This window comes from Novosphingobium sp. (assembly GCF_027486195.1).
Lineage (GTDB): Bacteria > Pseudomonadota > Alphaproteobacteria > Sphingomonadales > Sphingomonadaceae > Novosphingobium.
Genome location: NZ_JAIXPP010000059.1, coordinates 64299 through 84363 on the forward strand (window position 1 = coordinate 64299; position 20065 = coordinate 84363).

Consider the following 20065-nt stretch of genomic DNA (forward strand, 5'->3'; position numbering starts at 1 on the left):
GCTTAGCCGAAAAGCACGGTGGAAAGCTTGCGGCGGGTGGCCGCAACCCACGGATCTTCAAGGCCGATGGCTTCGAATATCTGCAGCAGGCGGGTGCGCGCGGCGCCTTCGTTCCACGTCCGGTCGCGCGCGACCATGGCGAGGAGCAGGCCCGCCGCACCATCGCGGTCACCGGCGGCATAGAGCCCGTTGGCGAGTGCGAGCTGTGCGTCCATGTCGTCCGGATTGGCGGCGACGGCGGCGCGCAGGCCGTCGAGCTCGCTGGGCTCGGGCGCATCGGCAGCGAGCGCGAGCGCGGAACGGGCCTGCGCCAGCGCCGGGTCTTCCGCCAGCTTGGGATCGAGCGAAGCGAGGACGTCCTCCGCCGCCGCCTTGTCACCCGCCAAAAGCAGCGCGCGGATCAGGCCGGAGTGGGCGGCGGCATTGTCCGGCGCGATTTCCGCAATCTGGGAGAAGATGCCGACCGCACGTTCGCCGTCGCCAAGTGCGAGCACTTCCTCACCCATGGCGAGCAGCGGGGCGATATCCTGCGCGGGTTCGTCCCCCGCCTGGATCGGAAGGCGCGCGAGCATTTGATCGAGCATCTGGCGCAGCTGCGATTCGCTGCGCGCCGGCGTCAGGTCAGCCACCGGCTGGCCCTGGAACATGGCGTAGACCGTGGGGATCGAGCGCACCTGGAACTGCGCGGCGATGAACTGTTCCTCATCCACGTTGATCTTGGCGAGGACCACGCCCTTTTCGGCGTATTCGCCGCAGACTTTCTCAAGCAGCGGGGTGAGCGCCTTGCACGGCCCGCACCATTCGGCCCAGAAATCGAGCACGACGAGCTTGGTCATCGATGGCTCGACCACGGCCTTGCGGAAGCGGTCCACCGCTTTCTGCTCTTCGAGATTGAGGCCAAGGCTTGCCACTGGTCGGTCTCCGCGCTGAAACGTGAAAGAATGTGTTGCCCCCATGTGGGAAGCGAGGGCAGTTCGGCAAGGGCATTTGCGGGCAAGAGGGCAAGCGATAGGGCCTGCGCGCATTTTTGCTGTTGCGCGGGCCAGCCCATGAAGCTAAGGGCGCGCTTCACCCCGGTCGGGGGCCTTCAGGCAGCCCGATCCGAAACGCACGAGCGGGCGTAGCTCAGGGGTAGAGCACAACCTTGCCAAGGTTGGGGTCGAGGGTTCGAATCCCTTCGCCCGCTCCAGTTTCCTTTTGGAAATTCAAATACTCGATGGCGCACGCTCAGAGAGTGCTGTGCTTACAGCTGGCAACCGGCCGCTTGATGTAAGCGAAATGTAAGCGCGACGGGCCGTTGGATTTCAGCGTCCAGCAGATGAATGGGCGGCTGTGACGCCATGATCTTCCTATTCAGCAGGCAGATCCGACGCCAACTTCGGACAAGTGTGGTCCATCAGGGCAGGTGTTCGCCTCGCGAGGCCACCTTATGGTTCCCGTTGGCACCAGCTACACGAGAGAACTGGTGAGAGTGATCAGACTCTCTGACCTGCCCCTTTGGTCCCGCAGTCATAACGAGAGACTGGCCGGTTTGATATTCGTGCTCGCTCGTCGGCACAGCCGCGTTGGCTGTGACGCTTCCATCATGCAGGAACGCCCGGCGCGCTTGTGCCGGCGTTCGGCTCGCCCGAGCACAAGTCTCCTAAACATTGGACAACGGTTCGGTGTCGCCGGATTTGCAGCCTGTCAGACAGGCTTTGTGTCGGTGGTGTCGGTCAAGATGGTCGTCAACAGTCGCTCAAGCTCGTTGATCAGAAGCGCCGTTTCCGACGCAGGGAGCCGAATCGCTGCCCTGAGCACGCTGTCCACCGTTATTGTAAGAACGCGGGCCCTCGCATAATCGCGGGCGGTCGGATCGCCGCCGTCGGCGAATTCTATCGCAGTGCGATGGATAGCTTCGTCCACCTTTGATCTGTCGAAAGCACGAAGTTTTGGTACCGCCTGAATAGCGTCAAGCAGCGCCGACGCACCTGGTTCCTTCGTGTACACTTCAGCATACTTCAGTACATAATCGTACGTTGAATGCGCCGCCAGATGAACGCTCTCCGTCTTTTCGTACCAACGTTCGACTAAAGTCTGCAATATCGCGTATTTGTCTGGGAAATACTGGTAGACTGTTCCAATCGCCATGCCGGCTTCATCAGCCACACTCTGCATAGAAAATCCGTCGTAACCGCCGCCCTCCAGAACGACAGCTGCGCAGCCGAGTAGGCGCTCGACTGTCTTGATTGAACGGCTCTGCTTCGGCGTCCTGCGAAGCTCTTTGATGCTCGGCTCAGCTTCCATTCTATTGGTCCTAGGCGATGTTCGCAGCCTTGTGAACCTCTAGCCCCACGTGATCCAACCGCACCTAATCTGTCGCAATCGCTGAATCCATATTGACAATCTGAGGAATTCCTCAGATTACCGCATCACACCGCTGGGACCCAGAAGGGTGGCTCGAGCTTAGTAGTGGGAGAGGAAGACAGATGAACCAGATGACCCCAATCCATGACGCAGGCGAACTTCGGAAGATTGTAAATAGTCTGACTGAGTTTAGTAAGCTGACGCTCGAAGAGATCAAAACACTGGATCCTTACCTGTACTATTCACCAACTATGTTTGAGCTAGAGGTTGAACATCTTTGGAGTAAGGAATGGATTCTTGTTGGTCACGTTGCACAGGTGAAAAAGCCTGGTGACTACTTCGCCTTCGACTTTCTGTCCGAGCCGATGATCATTGTCCGCGGCAAGGACATGCGGATCCGCGCGGTTTCATCAGTCTGCCAGCACCGCTTCATGCCGCTCGTGCGGCACAACGACCGCGGAAGCGTTAGCCGCTTTACCTGTCCCTACCACCTCTGGTCGTTCGGGCTTGACGGGCAGTTGCTCGGCGCGACCTACATGGAAGAGCACAAGTGCTTCAACCGTAAGGACGTCAAGCTTCCGGAGTACCGGCTTGAGGTCTGGAACGATTTGATCTTCATCAACCTAGATGACGAGGCCGCGCCGCTTGCTCCGCGCCTCAAGCCAATCGAGCAGCGGATGAGTGTATTTAAGGTTCCGGACAACTATGTGACCTGTCAGCACCATGATGATGTGTGGGACGTGAACTGGAAGTTTGTTGTCGAGAACAATGAGAACTATCACTCTTCCGCGATCCACCCCAATACCGTGAATCTTGGCAGCCCGACCCACATGTATCGGGCCGATCTGGCTGAGCACGGCGAAGGCTATTGCTCGGCGTTCTGGGGCGCTCCGGCTGACCGGCCACGCGCCGGCCGTCCGGTGCCCGGCTATGCCGGCGAGGAGGTGCTCGAACTTTGCACCGTCTTCCCGATGGGGACTCTGTCGGTCATGCCTGACAGCGTTTCGATTTACCCCTACTGGCCGATCAGTGCCGAAAAGACCCGCATCACTGCACTCGCCCTGTCGCACCCTGATGACGTCAACCAGGAATGGGAAGAAGACCACTCCAAGTCGTTCATCAATACCTTCCTAGCTGAAGATTACTCGGCGGTCGGAGGCGGTCTCCAGTGGGCCGTGAAATCGAAGAAGCAGAAGGCCGGCATGTGCTCGAACCAGGAAGAGATGGTTCTTCGCGTTCACCAGCATTCGGCGAAGGTCATTCTCGACGCAATTGGCTGAACTGTTCGGAGGCATCTTGGGAGGCAGGGTGGATATATTCACCCTGCCGTTCGCTGCAATCGCGGCCCCTTCAGTCGAACTGCTGACATTGTGCAGCGTAATAGCGAATGTCGCCGAGCCATGCCGACGATGCTCGTTCATGAACGTTGGACAATAAAAATGGAGGCCGGCCGCAATGGCTGGCATTCGTGCGTTCGACCGCCTGTCCGGACTTGGAGGGATCGGTGATCAGCTCGCTTCGTGGCAACGTTCGGTTTCCATGGCCAGAGGTAACTTTATGACAGCAAATACGGAACTGACATGAACTATCTTTTTCTGGGCATTGCGATCATGGCTGAGGTGATCGGCACGACTTTCATGAAGCAGTCTGACGGCTTCACGAAGCTGGTTCCAAGCATTGTTACGGTGTTCTCATACGTCATTGCCTTCTATTGCCTGTCCCTGACGCTCAAGACCATTCCGACCGGGGTCGCGTATGCCATCTGGTCTGGAGCCGGGATCATTTTCATTGCAGCCACCGCCTGGGCTTTCCTGGGACAGAAGCTGGATACCGCAGCCATCATCGGCATTATTCTGATCGTGACGGGAGTTCTCGTCATGAACACATTTTCGTCAGCTTCCGCTCATTGAAATCTCAAACCAAAAAGGAATTCATGCGTGGCCTTTATTCTTCCCGACTTGCCTTATGCAAAGGATGCCTTTGGCGATATTCTGTCCGTCGAGACGCTCGATTTCCATCACGGAAAGCATCAGAATGCCTATGTGGTAAAGGTCAACGAACTGATCGCTGCGGACCCTGCCCTGCAAGGGAAATCGCTGGTGGAACTGATCAAGTCTGCGAAGGGCGGCCTTTTCAACCAGGTAGGCCAAATATGGAACCACACATTCTTCTGGCAGTCGCTGTCGCCGGCTAAGACGGTGCCGACCGGGGAGCTATTGCGACTCATCAATGAGGCATTTGGGTCCGTCGAGACACTGATCGCTGCGCTGAAAGCCGAAGCGATCAGTCACTTCGCCAGTGGTTGGGTGGCTCTCATTCTCAATAACGAAAAGCTGCAGGTAACAAGTTATCACGACGCTGACACCCCGGTGGCGCATAAAGGGCATGTGCCCCTGCTGATCCTGGATGTTTGGGAACACGCCTATTACATCGACTATCGCAGCATGCGCCCGGCCTATGCGGAGCGCCTTCTCAATGAGGCGATCAACTGGGATTTCGCTGCGCTAAACCTCGACGGCGAGGGAGCAAGCCGCGCGGATCAGGCCGGCTGAAAAAATGAGAGCCGGCAGCTTTTTGTCTGCTCTCTATGCCGCTGCGGCGCAGCGGACGAACAGCAGCATTCGAATACCGGATTGGAGGGCTCCGAGGGCAGAGATCCGGGTCGCTCCCGCCATCTTCAATTCTGTTGGACTGGTCCCGTGAAGATTCCCCGGCGCTTCTTGCCGTCGATGTCGCTTTTGTCCGCTTTCGAAGCCGCCGCGCGGCACGAAAGCTTCACCCTTGCGGCGGTGGAGCTAGATCTGACGCAGGGCGCGGTAAGCCGCCAAATCCGTGCGCTTGAAGACACACTTGGCGCGCAGCTGTTTCATCGGGACCGACAGAAGGTCCGGCTGACAGATGCTGGCGAGATTTTTGCGGTCGAGATTCGCGGGGCACTGAAGCGAATATCGACGGCGACGCTCGGATTTCGCGCCAATCCGCAAGGCGGATCGCTTAATCTCGCGGTATTGCCAACCTTCGGTATCAGATGGCTCGCGCCAAGGCTGCCAGCGTTTCACGCTGCAAACCCTGGAATTACCATCAATCTCCAAACGCGTCTCGACCCCTTCGATTTCAATCTAGGAAATATAGACGCGGCAATTCATTTCGGCACCGACCAGTGGCCTGAGGCTAAAACTGCGTTTCTTATGCGCGAGACTGTCATTCCGGCCTGTAGCCCCAACTTTCTAAAATCTGCGGGAATAGCAGAGCCGGGCGACCTCGTTCGGGCGCCCCTTTTGCATCTGAGTTCGCGTCCGGACGCGTGGGAGCGGTGGTTTGAGTCCAATCAGATAGCGATCGACCAGATACATGGCATGTTGCTCGATCAATTCGCCCTCGCGGCGCAGGCCGCCAGCTCGGGTTTGGGTGTCGCGCTGCTTCCCAAATTTCTCATTCGCCAGGAGCTAAAGGCGGGAGACCTCGTTCCGGCAGTCGATCGACCTCTGATGAGCACCGGATCCTATTTTCTTGCCTGGCCATCGAGGCGAGACACACATCCTCCGCTCCGGGCATTTCGAGAGTGGATCATTTCGGAAGCCTCGCGGCCGGATGACGACCAAGCCGTATTTCCCGCGTCTGCGAACTAAACAGGCGTAGCTGCAGCCCCGGCGGGATCGCGGAAGGCGTTCATTCTTCCGGCACGCTGCATTGGCGCGGTTCGCCGCAGAGCACCGAAGGGGTGAACGAAAGGTTGATTACAAAACGTAATGACCTTCTTCCTATCGCTCGCTTGCCCCGATGACCGCAATCACTGAACGTTACACGGCGAACAGGAGCCGTCGCAAGATAACGATTTGTGAAAGTTCACCACGAATGCATGTCCCGCCCGACACGATCAGATCGAAATTCTCCGACGCCCTTTCATGCATGTATAAGCGTGAAGTACCGCTCTATGCGGAGCTTCTCGATATTGTCCGCCTCACGAACGAGCGCGCACTGGCTGCCAATCCCGCCCTGTGGTCGAAAATCGCCAGAGCGGATGGGCTAGCGGACTACAATTGCGAGCCGCATTGTGCCATTCGCGTCGGCACGCCGGCCGAGCTTTCATGGCTTCGCCGCGTGTTCGCTATCATGGGTATGTATCCCGTCGGCTATTACGACCTTTCAGTGGCCGGTGTACCGGTACACTCATGCGCCTTCCGTCCGACAGATCGGACGTCGCTTGAGGTTAGTCCGCTGCGGGTTTTCACTTCCCTGTTGCGGCTTGAACTGATCGACGACGAGGAACTGCGCCTGCAGGCAGCCGAGATTCTCGCGACGCGGCGAATACTCTCCGATCGAGCTATCGCATTGGTCTCGCTGGCGGAAGCCGAGGGAGGACTGTCCCTAGATGACGCCGAAGAATTTGTTGGGCAGGTTCTAGAGACGTTTCGTTGGCACGATTCCGCACGTGTCACGGCGGAAACTTACGAGCGCCTCAACGGAGTTCACCGGCTGGTTGCCGACGTCGTGTCTTTCAAGGGGCCGCACATAAATCACCTGACGCCTCGCACACTCGATATCGATGCGGCACAAGCCGAGATGCAGTTGCGAGGGCTGAAGGCGAAGTCGGTCATCGAAGGCCCCCCTCGCCGCGATGTCGACATCCTGCTTCGCCAGACGAGCTTCCAGGCTCTGAGCGAAGCAATAAAGTTCCTACCTGATGGCGAAGCAGAAGCAATTATCGGTTCGCACACGGCGCGCTTCGGCGAAATCGAACAGCGCGGTGCCGCGCTGACGCGTAAGGGGCGCGCGCTCTACGATAGTCTTCTTGCTAGTGCCCGTGGGGAGGCTGGCGCGGCAGGGCCAGGTTATGTGGAGCGCCTGGAATCCGCATTCGCGGTGTTCCCGGATGATGCCGATACCCTGCGGAAGGAGCGCCTTGCCTATTTCTACTATGAGGCTGTTCCAGGGGCCGAATGGCCCGTAGAAGATAATGAGGGCGAAATCGACATCGACCGATGCGTCGAGGCCGGGCAGGTTTCTGCCCGCCCAATCATTTACGAAGACTTTCTTCCGGTCAGCGCAGCGGGCATATTTCAGTCCAACCTCGGCGGCAAGGGACGGGGGGCCTATGAAGGCAATTCGTCGCAGTACGCATTCGAAATGGCGCTTGGCGTGCCTGTGCTGGACCCATTCGACCTCTACAGTAGAATTGAAGTCGCCTCGCAAGAGGCTGCCCTCCGGCTCATCGCCAGGAATGCAATCAGGAAGGCATGATCAAAGAATCTGCCTCCGGATCCCAAGAGGTCGTACAGAGCTTCAGGAAGGTTCTTGGGCTACTCGGATTCCGTGGGGATTTCGAGGCGGGACTCGGCGCGCGATTTGTCGCATCGACCGACAATTCGATCTATGAAGTGCTTCCGAGGGCGATCGTCTACCCTCGAGACGCCGCTGACCTCAATCGTATCGTGCGAGCGGCCCGAAGACAGTCTGCTACCCAAATTAGCTTAACCGCCCGCGGCGGCAACACCGGCACCAATGGTCAATCGCTCTCGTCCGGAGTGATCGTCGATTTTTCCCGGCACATGAATAAGATCATCGCCCTCGATGTCGATGCGTTACGCGTAACCGTCGAGCCCGGCGTGGTGCTCGACCAGCTTAACCGCGAACTCGGCCGTCATGGTCTGTTTTTTCCGCCAATTGTTTCGACTGCCTCGCGCGCTACGATCGGCGGGATGGTTGCGACCGACGCATCCGGAAAAGGGTCGCGCAAATATGGTAAAACATCGGATTACATCGAGGCGCTGAACGTTGTGCTTTCGGACGGTTCGGACTTTGAAGTTCTTCCCTTGCCGTTAGCGGAAGCAGAAGAACTTGCGTCGCGCACCGGCATGGTGGGAACCATTCACCGCGAGGCATTGCGGATCGTTCGTGAGAAAGCCGACAAGATTGCGGCGATATTCCCAGATATGAACCGGGGACTGACCGGCTACAATTTGCAGAAAGCGTTCGATGCAACAGCCGATCGGCTCTCGCTAGCGCATCTTCTGGCGGGCTCCGAAGGGACGCTCGCTATCACCAAGTCGATTACCCTGCGCGTGATGCCAAAACCACGCTCGAAGTCGCTAGTCGTCTTACGCTACGACGATTTCGACAGTGCACTGCGCGACATTCCGATTGTCGGGAGGTCGGATCCGCTCGCCGTCGAAATTCTAGACGACAAGGTTCTGGGGGGTAGCAACGACAGATATCCTCTGGGCAGGTATCGAGGCGGTCCTCGGGATCCGGGCGGAGCGCCCGGTCAACGCACTCATATTCGTTGAATATGCGGGTTACACGCCCGAGGTCGTCGAGACGGCGCTACACGACCTCGAAGTGCTTGGTGAACAACTGAGCGACTCCCTCCTCGACATGACGATCGTGCGAGATCAGGAGGTCGCTGACCAGCTCTGGAAACTCAGGGAAAAATCCGTTGGTTTGCTTGCACGGTTGGGTGGCGGGCGGCAGGGTATGCCATTCGTGGAAGATACTGCGGTCCCACCGGCCGTACTGGCGGATTTCGTTCGTGAATTCCGGTCCATCCTCGACGGCTATGGGCTCCAATACGGAATGTTCGGCCATGCAGACGTTGGGTGTCTCCACGTCCGCCCCTTCATCGACATGAAGGATCCGCAGCAGGCCGCGCTGATTAGACCTATCTCAGATGAGGTAGCGAAACTCGCCAAGCGCTATGGCGGACTGCTCTGGGGCGAACATGGTCGGGGGTATCGCGGGGAATATTCACCCTTCTTCTTCGGCCCTGACCTTTATCCGGAGCTGGTCAGGATCAAGGCCGCCTTCGATCCTGAAAACCGCTTCAATCCGGGAAAACTTGCCGCTCCCGATCGGGGCGTGATCGACAGGATCGACGGAATTCCGTTTCGGGGCAAGCTGGACAGTGTCATCGAGCCCGGCTTGGCTGCGGACTTCGATCGCGCCATCGCGTGCAACGGAAACGGGGCGTGTTTTTCGTGGGATGCGCTCGACGTTCTCTGCCCTTCCTATAAAGCGACGCACGATCGGTCGCAGTCACCCAAGGGGCGATCAGCATTGCTACGCGCTTGGGCGCGGATAGAGTCGACGCCAGGCGTTTCAGTCGAAGAGGCCGTCGAGGTCGAAGAAGCCGTAGCGGCATCGCTGGCGACCTGTCTTTCATGCAAGGGTTGCACCTCGCTTTGCCCCGTCAAGGTCGATGTCCCGACGATGAAGTCACGCTTCATGGAGCGCTACTATCGGCGGCGTGGGCGGCCGCCTGCTCACCGCTTGCTCGCCCAAATCGAGACGGTGTTTACGATCGGGAGAACCTTTCAATCGCTTGCCAATCTCACACTGAGGACTCGGGCCGTCCGGGCATTCGTGCGCAAGCTGCTTGGCATCGTCGACCTTCCTGCATTCTCAAAATCGCAGCTTGACCGCGAAGTTCCAATTTTCAGCCCACTGATCGCCCGGCAGATGGACGAACGGGCGCGCGAGTTGTCCGTGGTGATCGTCGAAGACAGCTTCACGGCCAGTTTCGACGGCGCGGTTCCTGTTGCGGCAGCGCGACTGCTCAAACATCTCGGTTACAATGTGTGGAGGTTGCCGGTCCTCCCGAATGGCAAACTATTACATTTGCTCGGGATGCGTGAACGATTTGCGCGCACAGCGAAGCGCCGCATCGAACAGTGCGCCGCAATTCAGGACGAGGGCATTCAGCTTGTTGGACTCGACGCCGCCACGGCTTTGATGTTCGAACAGGAATATCGGGAGTTCGTCCCCGGGATGAGGGTCGAAGTTATGGGCCTTGAATCCCTCCTCGCGAAGGGCGATCCGTCAATCAAATTTGGAGCGCACATGGGCAAACAGGGAGTGCGCTACTCCTTGCTTGGGCATTGTACAGAGACGGCGCTCAGGCCCCAGGCCTTAAATCAATGGGCCGAAGTATTCGCTCGCTTCGGCATAGATGCGACGCCTGTCCGAACTGGATGCTGTGGCATGGCAGGCCTGTTTGGCCACGAAGCACGCAATCTCCAAATGTCACGACGGCTCTACGATCTGAGCTGGGCAGTTCCGCTTTCGGCGGCCGAGACGGTTCCATTGGTGACCGGCTATTCCTGCCGCTCCCAAGCAAAGCGATTTGCGGGCCAGCGGCCGCAGCATCCGGTTGAGTTGCTTTGGTCACTAATCGCAGGCGAGGAAGACGATGAATAACGACAAGCGCACTCATGGTCTCTGGGAAGCCACCGCGCCAGCAGGGCCGGAAGCAGTAGAGTTAACCGGCGACATCAAAGCAGATGTTGTGATCATAGGCGCCGGATACACTGGTTGTTCGGCGGCCCTGCACCTTGCCGAGAGGGGACGGCGCGCTGTGGTCCTCGAGGCAGTCGACATCGGCTTTGGCGGTGGCGGGCGCAATGTCGGTCTCGTCAACGCCGGGCTCTGGGTCATGCCCGAGGAACTGCCGCGTCAACTTGGCGAAAAGTATGGTGAGCGCCTGCTCGACCAACTCGGTATGGCACCAAGCCTAGTGTTCGATATCGTCGATCGCCATGGCATCGCTTGCGAACTGCAACGAAAGGGCACGCTCCATTGCGCTGTCGGCGCGGCGGGCGCCAAGGAGATTGCCGAGCGCGCGAAACAATGGCAGGCGCGCGGAGCGGACGTGGAACTGCTCGATGCCGATGCCGCACGACGCGCAATTGGCAGCGCAGCCTACACCGGCGCGTTGCTGGATCGTCGGGCCGGTACGATCCAGCCGCTGGCCTACGCGAGAGGGTTGGCCAAAGCGGCAGTCGGGGCGGGAGCAAAGATTTTTTGCCGCTCGCCTGCCGTGTCGGCCAGATCCGCAAGCGGTACCTGGACGATCGCCACGTCGAATGGAAGCGTGACTGCACCCTTCGTCATCGTCGCGACCGATGCTTATGCGAGCGGTCCCTTTGAGGGCGTCAGAGAAGAGCAGGTCATGCTGCCCTATTTCAATCTTGCTTCGAGCCCGCTCTCCGACAACCTCCGTCGTTCGATCCTGCCTGGGCGACAGGGTGCTTGGGATACAAAGGGAATACTCTCTTCATTTCGCTTCGACGCGGAAGGTCGCCTGATATTCGGTAGTGTCGGGGCCTTGCGGCGGGGAGGGACGGGAATTCATCACGACTGGGCGAAGCGTGAACTGCACAGGCTATTTCCCCAGCTGACGGAGGTCGAGTTCGAGCATGAGTGGTTCGGCTGGATCGGAATGACCAATGACGCAATCCCGCGCTTCCATAAGCACGCGCCAAACGTCTTCTCGATCAGCGGATATAATGGCCGGGGGATTGCGCCCGGCACGACAATGGGCCGGGATCTGGCTCGCCTGGCAATCGGCGAAATGGACCTTGAGGACTTTTCCCTCCCCCTAAGTGCGCTCGGAAGGCCGTCGATGCGAAGGGCGAGAGAAGCCCTCTACGAGTTCGGATCTCAAGCTGCGCACTTCGCTGGTTCAAGATTTTAACATTCGAAATAAAAGGATTCAGTGACATGATGACATCGGTGGTGCGCGACGTGCAGGAGATTCTGGCAAGGCTCAATGTCAAGCCAGAGGCTTTTACGGGCGGATCGCTTTCCGTGGTCACTCCGGTGTCGGGTGAAACCATCGCGGAAGTTCGCGAAACGTCGGTCGACGACGCTAGGACAGCGATCGCCACCGCCCACGCAGCCTTCTTGGCATGGCGGCGCGTTCCAGCTCCGCGCCGCGGTCAATTGGTGCGCTTGTTGGGAGATGAGCTACGCGCAGCAAAAGACGATCTCGGCCGGCTGGTGTCGATCGAAGTCGGAAAGGTCCCTTCGGAAGGCCTCGGAGAAGTGCAGGAAATGATTGATATTTGCGATTTTGCAGTTGGCTTGTCGCGCCAACTGCAGGGTCAATGTTTCCCGTCTGAGCGCTATGACCATCGTATAACGGAACAATGGCATCCGATCGGACCGGTTGGGGTTATTTCCGCATTCAATTTCCCGGTCGCCGTTTGGTGCTGGAACGCCGCCTTAGCCCTCGTGTGCGGCGACAGTGTGATCTGGAAACCGTCGGAGAAGGCGCCGCTCACAGCCTTGGCCGTTGACGCAATCTGCAAGCGCGCTTTGGCCCGCTTCGGCCCCGACGCCCCCGCCGGACTCCTCGCTCTGCTAGTCGGTGGCCGCGACCTCGGCGAGTGCCTGGTCGCCGATGCATCGGTGCCGGTCATTTCTGCGACAGGCTCGACCACGATGGGGCGGATCGTCGGCGAGCAGGTCGCACGGCGTTTCGGGCGCTCGATCCTCGAACTTGGCGGAAACAACGCATCGATTGTCACACCGTCCGCGGATCTCGACCTAACGCTTCGCGCAGTGGCATTTGGCGCAATGGGTACAGCTGGACAGCGCTGCACGACCATGCGGCGGCTCATCGTTCACAGCAGCGTTTATGACCAACTCATTCCCAAGCTGGTTTCAATTTACAGCAACATTTCGATCGGATGTCCGCTTAGCAGCAATGCACTTGTCGGGCCGCTTATTGACCGGCGTGCCTTCGACGCGATGCAGGCTGCGCTCGAGGCCGCGCGCGCTATCGGAGCGGTTATCCATGGTGGAGAGCGCGTCGATGTCAACGGCGATGCGTCATATTATGTTCGCCCGGCACTGGTCGAAGTCAGCAGACAGGAGGGGCCTGTCGTCGAGGAGACGTTCGCGCCGATCCTCTACGTCATGAAATACCAAACACTGGAAGAAGCCATTGCCTTGCAGAACGGCGTGCCGCAGGGCTTGTCCTCGTCGATCTTCGCGACCGATATGCGCGAGGTCGAGACCTATTTGTCGGCTGGTGGCTCCGACTGCGGCATTGCAAACGTCAATATGGGAACTTCGGGCGCCGAAATCGGCGGCGCGTTCGGCGGCGAAAAGGAGACCGGGGGCGGGCGTGAAAGCGGGTCGGATAGCTGGAAATCTTATATGCGCCGACAGACGAACGCGATCAACTACGGCCGCGAATTGCCGCTGGCGCAAGGCGTCACATTCGATGTCGGCGATACCAAACCGACGGTAAGAAAGTGACTGAGGCTGTTGTGCTCAAGTCCGCGTTTCGGATAGCTGGCATCGGAGTCTCCGAAATCCTTGCTCGCGGTGCCAAGGCCGCTGCACTAAAGCGTAACGGCCGTCCGATGGTCATATTGGGCGCGGGCGAGCCGGATTTCGATACACCGGACCACATCAAGGAGGCCGCGTGTGCCGCGATTAGGCAAGGATACACCAAATATACCGTCCTTGACGGTTCCGGCGAACTGAAAGATGCCGTTCGATCCAAGTTCCTGCGCGAGAATGGACTTGACTTCAGCCTCGAGCAGATCACTTGCGGCGCGGGAGCAAAGCAGATCCTTTACAATGCGTTCATGGCAACGCTCAATGAGGGGGACGAAGTTGTAATTCCCGCTCCCTTCTGGACCAGCTATGCTGATATCGTTACGATTGCGGGCGGCACCCCAAGGGTGGTTGCCTGTTTCGAGGCTAATGGTTTCCTGTTGCAGCCGGACCAGTTGGATGCCGCAATCAACCATCGCACGCGCTGGGTGTTGTTGAACTCTCCGTCGAACCCGTCCGGCGCTGCATATAGCGCAGCTGAACTGGCCGCCCTTGCCGACGTGATGCGCGGTCATCCCTCCGTCTGCATTATGACAGATGATATGTATGAGCATATTGTCTATGACGACTTTAAGTTCTCGACCTTCGCAGAGGTTGCGCCCGATTTACAGGACCGGACGCTCACGGTTAACGGTGTTTCAAAGGCTTACGCTATGACCGGGTGGCGCATAGGCTATGGCGCCGGCCCCGCCTCGCTGATCCAGGCGATGGCAGTCGTCCAAAGCCAATCTACCTCTTGCCCGAGTTCGATAAGTCAGGCTGCGGCGATCGCTGCATTGAATGGACCGCAGGACGGGGTCAGAGAGTTCACTCGCTCCTTCGAGCACCGACGGAATCTCGTTGTCGACGCTCTCAATGCAATTCCCGGAATCCGGTGCCGTCCTCCAAAGGGAACATTTTATGCCTATGCCAGTTGCAGTGACCTGATCGGCGCAAGAACACTGAGCGGCGACATCATTGATTCGGATAGGGATTTTGCGGACTATCTTCTAGACTATGGCGTAGCGGTGGTTCCAGGCTCCTGCTTCGGCCTCGCGCCATATGTCCGTATCTCGTTCGCCTCCTCCACGGCCGAGCTCGACGAAGCGTTCGAGAGGATGCGGATCGCCTGTTCGGATCTTGCTTATGTCGATGCTTCGAAGGTGTGGTGACCAAGCCGCAGCGACGACGAAGGCGCGTCGTTCGATTGTCTGTAGACAGGAAGGGGATGGCATCAAAGCTGTGCCGCAGGCTCACAAATCGCAGAATCAATTGAACTTGAAAATATAGAAGCCAGAGAGTTTGGAGGCAAAATAAATGCCGTTGCGTTACGCTGAAAAGGCGCCAGAGGCCTATCATGCCCCGCTTACGATCCGTCACTTGATGAACACAGCCTTGATCACATCGGCTGATCGGGAAATCGTTTACAGAGACAAGCACACCTACAGCTATCGGATATTCGCCGAGCGGATCGGGCGGCTTGCATCCTCGCTCTCGCAACTCGGTTGCGAGCAGGGAATGACAGTCGCAGTGTTGGACTGGGACAGTCATCGTTACCTCGAGGCCTATTTTGCAATCCCTATGATGGGGGCCGTCTTGCAGACGGTGAATATCCGAATGCCGACACCGCAGGTCGCCTACACACTGCAACATGCGCGGGCCGAGATATTGCTCGTCCATTTCGATTTTTTCCCGATCGTCGAAGAAATCTTACCCTCGCTCACCGATGTGAAGGCCGTGGTCGCAATTATGGACGGTGAGGTCGGGCCGCTACCGCCCTTCGCAATCGGCGAGTATGAAGTGTTGTCAGCAGCCGCTTCCCCCGATTTCCCGTTCGAGGACTTCGACGAGAATGCGATCGCAACGACATTTTACACTACGGGAACCACAGGAGCACCTAAGGGTGTGTGCTTTTCCCATCGCCAGATCGTTCTGCACACCTTAGCTACGACAGGCCCCTTTGGCGGGGGCGATCAAGTGGACAGTATCGGGGTCGGCGACATCTACATGCCCTTGACGCCCATGTTCCATGTTCATGCCTGGGGCTTGCCTTACATCGCGACGATGCTTGGACTGAAGCAAGTCTATCCCGGTCGCTATGATCCCGACCTTCTTTGCGCCCTGCGTCGCGAACATCACGTAACCTACTCTCACTGCGTTCCGACAGTCTTGCAGATGGTCCTGCAGGCGGCGGAAGCGAATGGAACCGATCTTGAAGGATGGAAGATCACCATCGGCGGTTCTGCGCTGAGCAGGACGTTGTGCGCCGATGCCCGGCGTCATGGCATTAAAATACATGCCGGTTACGGCATGTCAGAAACTGCGCCGACAGTCTGCATCACGCACCTCCGAGGTGACGAGGGAGGCGATGAGGGCCAAATCGTCGATACGCTGATCGCATCGGGCGTTCCCATCCCGCTCGTGCAGGCCCGTATTGTCGATGAATCTATGAACGCGCTGCCGCAAGACGGCGCGACCCGCGGAGAATTGGTCCTGCGAGCGCCTTGGCTAACGCCATGCTATACTGGTGACACTTCCGCTTCGGACGCCCTCTGGCGAGGCGGCTGGTTACATACCCAGGACATCGCGACAATTGACAAGCAAGGTTATATCCGCATCCGTGACCGACTGAAAGATGTCATCAAGACCGGCGGCGAATGGATCGATTCAATCCATCTCGAAGATTTGCTTGCACTTGCCGAAGGCGTGGCCCAAGTGGCCGTTATCGCGGTGGCGGACGCGAAGTGGGGTGAGCGACCGCTCGCGGTCATCGTTCCAAAACCTCAAGCTCAGCCGGACATCGAGACCCTAAATGCCCCGGTTGCGGCGGCAATCGCGGCAGGCCTTATTACGCGCTACGCGCGTCTCGATCGATTTGAACTGGTAAATGAGCTTCCGCGCACCAGTGTCGGGAAGATCGATAAGAAGGCATTGCGCGCACGCTATGCCTAGATTTTGCGTGATCGTCGCGCGCGTCACGTCACCCCGCCGAGCCTTGCCACGCGATGCAGGCTATCTGATCAAGGCCGGATGCGAATTTGCCCCAGACAAGCGCATCAGCCCTTCGCAAGAGTAGCGGCTACGCAGTTTTGACCAGATTGGGAGAAGTGGTGTTGTGAGCATCGCATATTATAGAGCGGTTTCCACACGTTCTGAATCGATTGGGATTCCCTTTGCGGGCTCGTTGTGATTCAGACTTCCTGCTGGTGACAGGAGGCCAGCATGGATGGCACGAACGCTTTCACAGGATCTTCGGGACAGGGTTGTCGCAGCGATTGATGGCGGCCTGAGTTGTCACGCGGCGGCGGCTCGCTTTGGGGTCAGCGTTTCGAGCGCGATCCGCTGGCGGCAACGTGCGCTGGCGCATGGTCAGGCTGTTGCAAAGCCGCGCGGTGGTGACCGGCATTCAGGCAAGATCGAAGCACAAGGTGGCTTCATCCGGGAGTTGATTGCCGAGCAGGGCGACATAACCCTGGTTGAGGTTCAGGCGCGGCTGATCGAGCGCGGCGCGCTGGTCGGGATCGGCACGGTTCATCGGTTCTTCGTGCGTCATGGGATCACGCGCAAAAAAAGACCGGGCACGCGGTCGAGCAGGACCGCCCCGACGTCCTGAGACAGCGCCAGCACTGGTTCGACGGTCAGATCGACCTCGAACCCGAACGCCTCGTCTTCATCGACGAGACTTGGACCGCCACCAACATGACCCGCAGTCACGGGCGCTGCCGGAAGGGCGAGCGGCTGCGGATGGGCTTCCCGCATGGCCACCGCAAGACCACCACGCTGGTGGCAGGCCTGCGCATGACCGGCATGGTCGCGCCGATGGTGCTGGACGGGCCGATCAACGGCGACTGGTTCGAAGCCTATGTGGCGCAAGTTCTGGTGCCTGAGCTTCGCCCCGGCGACGTGGTCATCATGGACAACCTCTCGAGCCACAAACGGGCCGCTGTGAAGGAAAGGATCGAAGCGGCCGGCGCGACCATGCGCTTCCTTCCGCCATACAGCCCCGACTTCAACCCGATTGAGAAGGCCTTCTCCCGGCTCAAGGCAATGCTCCGCAAAGTGGGCGAGCGAACCGTCAGCGGGTTGTGGGACCTGATCGGCAGGCTCGTCGACATCTTCCAGCCAGACGAATGCGCCAACTACTTCAAATCATGCGGCTATGAACCGGAATGAACGGAAACCGCTCTAGAGGTATCCGAAGCCCGGCGGCTACGGGATCTCGAGAGCGAGAACGCCAAGCTCAAGCGGCTTCTGGCCGATGCGATGTTGGACCAGGCTGCGTTGAAGGATCTTCTGGCAAAAAAGTTCTAACGCCCGCCGCGAAGCGGGAAGCTGTTGTTCATCTCCAAGCGTGCCACGGGATGAGCGAACGGCGGGCGTGCCGTGTCATTGATGCTGATCGCAAGAGCGTACGCTACCGTTCCACACGGGACGATGATGCCGATCTGCGCGAGAAGCTGCGCGGGTTGGCCAACCAGCGTCGCCGGTTCGGCTATCGCCGTTTGCACATCCTGCTGCGCCGGGAGGGCGTGATGATCAACCGGAAGAAGACCCAGCGGCTCTACAAGGAGGAAGGTCTGGCAGTGAGGCGGCGACGCAGCCGCAGGCGGGCTGTCGGGACCAGGGCGCGAGCTCCAGTGCTTGCTATGCCGAACCAGCGCTGGAGCCTCGACTTTGTTCATGACCAGATGGCGTCAGGAAGGCGGTTCCGGGTGTTCAATGTGGTCGATGACGTGACCAGGGAGTGCCTGGCGGCGGTGCCGGACACCTCGATCTCCGGGCACCGTGTCGTGCGCGAGCTGACCCAGCTGATCACCCAGCGGGGCAAACCGGGCATGATCGTAAGCGACAATGGCACCGAGCTCACCAGCAATGCCGTTCTGGCATGGTGCGGTCAGATCGGCGTGGAGTGGCATTACATCGCTCCGGGCAAACCGATGCAGAACGGCTACGTCGAGAGCTTCAATGGCCCCATGCGCGATGAGCTTCTCAATGAGACCCTGTTCATGAGCCTTGCCCATGCAAAGGTCGAGATCGCTGCCTGGGTCGAGGATTACAACCGGGAAAGACCACACTCGTCCATCGGCTACGTGACCCCGGCGGCGTTCGCTGCTGAATTGGATAAGCAATGGCCCGCTTCGCTACGCCCTACGGGCTCCGCTACGCAGCCCATTGCTTCAACCGCGCTGATGCGCAAAACAACCGTCCGACTCTAATCCGACCTGGCGGAAAGCTGGGGGTCACGTCACGTTGTCGGAGCTACCTAGAAAGCTACCTAAAGGATCAAAGAGACCAGGACGCGGCCTGATCGTCCAGATTTAAATAATTCATTTATATGGAAAATTTGGTGGACGCACTAGGGCTCGAACCTAGGACCCGCTGATTAAGAGTCAGCTGCTCTACCAACTGAGCTATGCGTCCACACCGTACCGCTTCCGGTAACCGGGAGCTGCCCAATTAGCGATTTCTGCCGCCCTGCCAAGCCCCAAATTCGAAAAATTATCGCAAGGCTCCGCGCGGCGTGCGCGACCAGCGGTCTACGGCCATCAAAGTGCCGATGCAGAGCATGTTGGTCATCATCGAGGAGCCGCCGTGGCTGACGAAGGGCAGGGGGATGCCCACCACCGGCGCAAGGCCCATGACCATCATCAGGTTGATGCACACGTAGAAAAAGATCGTCGTCACCATGCCCGCCGCAAGCAGGCGCGAGAAGCGGTCCGGCGCGCGCAGGGCTACGCCGAGGCCCCAGCGCAGCACCAGCGCGAAGACGATGAGGACGAAGAAGCCGCCGATCATGCCCCACTCCTCCGCCATCGTGGCGAAGACGAAGTCGGTGTGCGCTTCGGGCAGATAATCGAGGTGGCTTTGCGAGCCCTGGCCGAAGCCCTTGCCGAACAGGCCGCCCGAGCCGATCGCGATCTTTGACTGGGTGATGTGATAGCCTGAACCCAGCGGATCGCTTTCGGGATCGAGGAACACCAGCACGCGCTTCCGCTGATAATCGTGCAGCACCGTGAAGAACGCCAGCGGCGCGGCGACCGCGATGGCTGCCCCTCCGCTGATGAACAGCCACAAGGGCAGCCCGGCGAGGAACATGATCACCACCGCGCCAAAGCTGATCGCAAGGCCGGTGCCGAGATCGGGCTGGAGCATGACGAGCCCCGCCGGCAGGCCCAGCAGCACCACCGCCGGCGCGATCGCCCGCCAGGTGCGGATTTCGGAAGGCGGGAGCACGCTGTAGAACCACGCGAGGACCAGCACGATGCACGGCTTCATCAGTTCCGAAGGCTGGAGCTGCATGAAACCCAGATTGAGCCACCGCTGGCTGCCCCCGCTGACCCGGCCGAGCAGCTCGACCAGCACCAGCAGCACGCAGAGCAAGGCATAGGACGGCAGCGCCGCATTCTTGAACCACGCGGACGGAATGCGAGAGACGACCATCGCCATGCCTAGGAACACCACGAAGCGCACCACGTGGAGCAGCGCCCAGGGCATCAGGTGCCCGCCTGCCGCAGAATAGAGCACCGCGCCGCCGAAGGTGACGAGCGCGCAGAGCGGCAGAATCACGCCCCATGGCTGGCGGGCGATGAATGCGGGGATATAGGCGCGCTGCATG

Annotated in this window: 15 protein-coding genes, 2 tRNA genes and 1 pseudogene; 14 read left to right on the plus strand and 4 right to left on the minus strand. The window is 59.1% G+C overall.

The window, feature by feature from the left end; all coding sequences use genetic code 11:
- Window positions 1-2 precede the first annotated feature (2 nt).
- Window positions 3-911, minus strand: a complete 909-nt coding sequence (locus tag Q0071_RS11325; RefSeq protein WP_298169025.1) for a tetratricopeptide repeat protein — start codon at window positions 909-911, stop codon at window positions 3-5.
- Between the two features lie 203 nt (window positions 912-1114).
- Here Q0071_RS11325 and Q0071_RS11330 point away from each other — a divergent pair.
- Window positions 1115-1189 (plus strand) — tRNA-Gly (locus tag Q0071_RS11330).
- Window positions 1190-1686: 497 nt separating this feature from the next.
- Here Q0071_RS11330 and Q0071_RS11335 read toward each other — a convergent pair.
- Window positions 1687-2286: a TetR/AcrR family transcriptional regulator gene (locus Q0071_RS11335; RefSeq protein ID WP_298169027.1), complete on the minus strand. Its 600-nt coding sequence runs from the start codon at window positions 2284-2286 to the stop codon at window positions 1687-1689.
- A gap of 182 nt (window positions 2287-2468) precedes the next feature.
- Between Q0071_RS11335 and Q0071_RS11340 the strand changes: the two genes are divergently transcribed.
- From Q0071_RS11340 to Q0071_RS11400, 13 genes and pseudogenes are all read left to right on the plus strand, one after another.
- A complete protein-coding gene (locus Q0071_RS11340) occupies window positions 2469-3626 on the plus strand; it encodes an aromatic ring-hydroxylating dioxygenase subunit alpha (protein WP_298169030.1) in 1158 nt (385 codons plus the stop codon).
- 300 nt (window positions 3627-3926) lie between these two features.
- Window positions 3927-4256, plus strand: a complete 330-nt coding sequence (locus tag Q0071_RS11345; protein WP_298169033.1) for an SMR family transporter — start codon at window positions 3927-3929, stop codon at window positions 4254-4256.
- Window positions 4257-4283: 27 nt separating this feature from the next.
- On the plus strand, window positions 4284-4898 hold the full coding sequence (locus Q0071_RS11350; protein ID WP_298169036.1) for a superoxide dismutase: 615 nt from the start codon (window positions 4284-4286) through the stop codon (window positions 4896-4898).
- Between the two features lie 147 nt (window positions 4899-5045).
- Window positions 5046-5975 carry a LysR substrate-binding domain-containing protein gene (locus tag Q0071_RS11355; RefSeq protein ID WP_298169039.1) on the plus strand — a complete coding sequence of 310 codons (930 nt, stop codon included), beginning with the start codon at window positions 5046-5048 and terminating at the stop codon, window positions 5973-5975.
- 151 nt (window positions 5976-6126) lie between these two features.
- A complete protein-coding gene (locus Q0071_RS11360; RefSeq protein ID WP_298169042.1) occupies window positions 6127-7587 on the plus strand; it encodes a VOC family protein in 1461 nt (486 codons plus the stop codon).
- A complete protein-coding gene (locus Q0071_RS11365) occupies window positions 7584-8633 on the plus strand; it encodes an FAD-binding oxidoreductase (protein ID WP_298169045.1) in 1050 nt (349 codons plus the stop codon). Before Q0071_RS11360 ends, Q0071_RS11365 begins: the two co-directional genes overlap by 4 nt.
- Window positions 8623-10539, plus strand: a complete 1917-nt coding sequence (locus Q0071_RS11370) for an FAD-linked oxidase C-terminal domain-containing protein (protein WP_298169214.1) — start codon at window positions 8623-8625, stop codon at window positions 10537-10539. The genes Q0071_RS11365 and Q0071_RS11370 overlap by 11 nt, the downstream gene beginning before the upstream one ends.
- On the plus strand, window positions 10532-11815 hold the full coding sequence (locus tag Q0071_RS11375) for an FAD-binding oxidoreductase (RefSeq protein WP_298169049.1): 1284 nt from the start codon (window positions 10532-10534) through the stop codon (window positions 11813-11815). The genes Q0071_RS11370 and Q0071_RS11375 overlap by 8 nt, the downstream gene beginning before the upstream one ends.
- 26 nt (window positions 11816-11841) lie before the next feature.
- A complete protein-coding gene (locus Q0071_RS11380; RefSeq protein WP_298169052.1) occupies window positions 11842-13386 on the plus strand; it encodes an aldehyde dehydrogenase family protein in 1545 nt (514 codons plus the stop codon).
- Complete coding sequence (locus Q0071_RS11385) at window positions 13383-14621, plus strand: pyridoxal phosphate-dependent aminotransferase (protein ID WP_298169056.1); 1239 nt, start codon at window positions 13383-13385, stop codon at window positions 14619-14621. The genes Q0071_RS11380 and Q0071_RS11385 overlap by 4 nt, the downstream gene beginning before the upstream one ends.
- 145 nt (window positions 14622-14766) lie before the next feature.
- Window positions 14767-16401 (plus strand): long-chain-fatty-acid--CoA ligase, encoded by a 1635-nt coding sequence (locus Q0071_RS11390; RefSeq protein ID WP_298169059.1) that lies wholly within the window; start codon window positions 14767-14769, stop codon window positions 16399-16401.
- A 274-nt stretch (window positions 16402-16675) separates the two neighbouring features.
- A protein-coding gene (locus Q0071_RS11395) for an IS630 family transposase (protein ID WP_298169062.1) occupies window positions 16676-17622 on the plus strand; the annotation gives its coding sequence in 2 pieces (ribosomal slippage) (window positions 16676-17012 and window positions 17012-17622; 948 coding nt in all).
- A gap of 12 nt (window positions 17623-17634) precedes the next feature.
- Window positions 17635-18665: pseudogene (locus Q0071_RS11400) on the plus strand (IS3 family transposase); the annotation flags it as partial.
- Between the two features lie 129 nt (window positions 18666-18794).
- Here the strand turns inward: Q0071_RS11400 and Q0071_RS11405 are convergent.
- A tRNA-Lys gene (locus tag Q0071_RS11405) sits at window positions 18795-18870 on the minus strand.
- A 78-nt stretch (window positions 18871-18948) separates the two neighbouring features.
- On the minus strand, window positions 18949-20064 hold the full coding sequence (gene rodA, locus Q0071_RS11410) for a rod shape-determining protein RodA (protein ID WP_298169065.1): 1116 nt from the start codon (window positions 20062-20064) through the stop codon (window positions 18949-18951).
- Window position 20065: the final 1 nt, after the last annotated feature.

What these genes read in the sequence shown, in the direction of transcription:
- Q0071_RS11335 (WP_298169027.1), bottom strand. Translation starts at nt 2,286, where the DNA reads ATGGAAGCTGAGCCGAGCATCAAAGAGCTTCGCAGGACGCCGAAGCAG.
- Q0071_RS11340 (WP_298169030.1), top strand. Translation starts at nt 2,469, where the DNA reads ATGAACCAGATGACCCCAATCCATGACGCAGGCGAACTTCGGAAGATT.
- Q0071_RS11345 (WP_298169033.1), top strand. Translation starts at nt 3,927, where the DNA reads ATGAACTATCTTTTTCTGGGCATTGCGATCATGGCTGAGGTGATCGGC.
- Q0071_RS11360 (WP_298169042.1), top strand. Translation starts at nt 6,127, where the DNA reads ATGACCGCAATCACTGAACGTTACACGGCGAACAGGAGCCGTCGCAAG.
- Q0071_RS11365 (WP_298169045.1), top strand. Translation starts at nt 7,584, where the DNA reads ATGATCAAAGAATCTGCCTCCGGATCCCAAGAGGTCGTACAGAGCTTC.
- Q0071_RS11375 (WP_298169049.1), top strand. Translation starts at nt 10,532, where the DNA reads ATGAATAACGACAAGCGCACTCATGGTCTCTGGGAAGCCACCGCGCCA.
- Q0071_RS11380 (WP_298169052.1), top strand. Translation starts at nt 11,842, where the DNA reads ATGATGACATCGGTGGTGCGCGACGTGCAGGAGATTCTGGCAAGGCTC.
- Q0071_RS11390 (WP_298169059.1), top strand. Translation starts at nt 14,767, where the DNA reads ATGCCGTTGCGTTACGCTGAAAAGGCGCCAGAGGCCTATCATGCCCCG.
- rodA (WP_298169065.1), bottom strand. Translation starts at nt 20,064, where the DNA reads ATGCAGCGCGCCTATATCCCCGCATTCATCGCCCGCCAGCCATGGGGC.